The sequence below is a fragment of the Microbacterium sp. C23T genome (assembly GCF_053345975.1).
This window is the reverse complement of the sequence record NZ_JBKFBD010000070.1, coordinates 1-751: the sequence shown is the minus strand read 5'-3', so window position 1 is coordinate 751 and position 751 is coordinate 1. Positions and strand designations below refer to the sequence as shown.

The window sequence follows — 751 nt, the reverse complement described above, 5'->3', positions numbered from 1 at the left end:
TTTCACAACGTGAAAAATTGTCTTCTGTTCAGTTGCGGTTTCCGACCGTACATCGGGAACCACTCAGTGGACGCGAGCATTCTCCACCCCCACCAGGGGTGGGGGGAGTGTTATCAAGTCATCGGCTTATTAGTACCAGTCAGCTGCACACGTTGCCGTGCTTCCACATCTGGCCTATCAACCCAGTAGTCTGGCTGGGAGCCTCTCACCTAAAAGGTATGGAAGTCTCATCTTGAGGCCGGCTTCCCGCTTAGATGCTTTCAGCGGTTATCCATCCCGAACGTAGCTAACCAGCGGTGCACTTGGCAGTACAACTGGCACACCAGAGGTTCGTCCAACCCGGTCCTCTCGTACTAGGGTCAGATCCTCTCAAACTTCCTACGCGCGCAGCGGATAGGGACCGAACTGTCTCACGACGTTCTAAACCCAGCTCGCGTACCGCTTTAATGGGCGAACAGCCCAACCCTTGGGACCTACTCCAGCCCCAGGATGCGACGAGCCGACATCGAGGTGCCAAACCATGCCGTCGATATGGACTCTTGGGCAAGATCAGCCTGTTATCCCCGAGGTACCTTTTATCCGTTGAGCGACAGCGCTTCCACAAGCCACTGCCGGATCACTAGTCCCGACTTTCGTCCCTGCTCGACCTGTCAGTCTCACAGTCAAGCTCCCTTGTGCACTTACACTCGCCACCTGATTGCCAACCAGGTTGAGGGAACCTTTGGGCGCCTCCGTTACTTTTTGGGAGGCA

The 751-nt window shown here is 55.7% G+C and carries 1 rRNA gene; it reads right to left on the bottom strand.

Annotation, left to right across the window (positions count from 1 at the left end):
• Window positions 1–109: 109 nt before the first annotated feature.
• Window positions 110–751: ribosomal RNA gene (locus ACLBXX_RS20680) — 23S ribosomal RNA — on the bottom strand; the annotation flags it as partial.